This window comes from Neobacillus paridis, assembly GCF_016765675.1.
In the GTDB taxonomy this organism is placed as follows: Bacteria; Bacillota; Bacilli; order Bacillales; family Cytobacillaceae; genus Neobacillus; species Neobacillus paridis.
Genome location: NZ_JAESWB010000017.1, coordinates 1 through 545 on the forward strand (window position 1 = coordinate 1; position 545 = coordinate 545).

The 545-nt window shown below is 58.3% G+C and carries 2 protein-coding genes; both read left to right on the forward strand.

Annotated features, from left to right (window positions below; translation table 11 throughout):
- Positions 1 to 350: DNA polymerase III subunit delta' C-terminal domain-containing protein (locus JK635_RS27820; protein ID WP_202651818.1), on the forward strand; the 350-nt coding region annotated here is incomplete at its 5' end.
- Positions 351 to 357: 7 nt separating this feature from the next.
- Positions 358 to 545, forward strand: a 188-nt coding sequence (locus tag JK635_RS27825; protein ID WP_202651819.1) for a PilZ domain-containing protein, incomplete at its 3' end; no start/stop codon positions are given.

Genomic DNA, 545 nt, shown 5'->3' on the forward strand with positions numbered 1-545 from the left:
AGGCCGGATCACGCGAGGCGGTCGAGACGCTGCTGGCGCATCTGGCCAAGCCGGCTGCCGAAGCGGCGTTGAAGACAGCAGACCAGTTGCAGAAATCCTCGCCGGCGGACGTGACTTCCTGGCTGCAGCGCTGGCTTTATGACGTGTTTTCCGTCAAGTTTTCCGGAAAGATCCGTTATTATCCAAAGCACCGCCGGGAAATCGATGCCCTTGCCATGCGTGCAGACCCAGTCAGGCTGCTGGCGGTGATGAAGTCGATGAATGAGAGGCGCGCCATTGCGGACCATCCGCTATCGCCCAAGCTGTTCATCGAAGACATGTTGCTGGATTACTCCACCGTTTTTGCATAGGTTGGCCATGGCAGAAATCAGCGGCGCCACGCCGCCCCGTCCCTCCGTCCTTTCGCTTTCCGTGAAGGAAAAGGCAGCGCTGTATGCGGCCTATATGCCTTTTCTGGCGAACGGTGGCATCTTTGTCCCGACCAGCCGCAGTCACCAGTTAGGCGACGAAATCTATCTGATTCTGTCGCTGATGGACGACGCCAG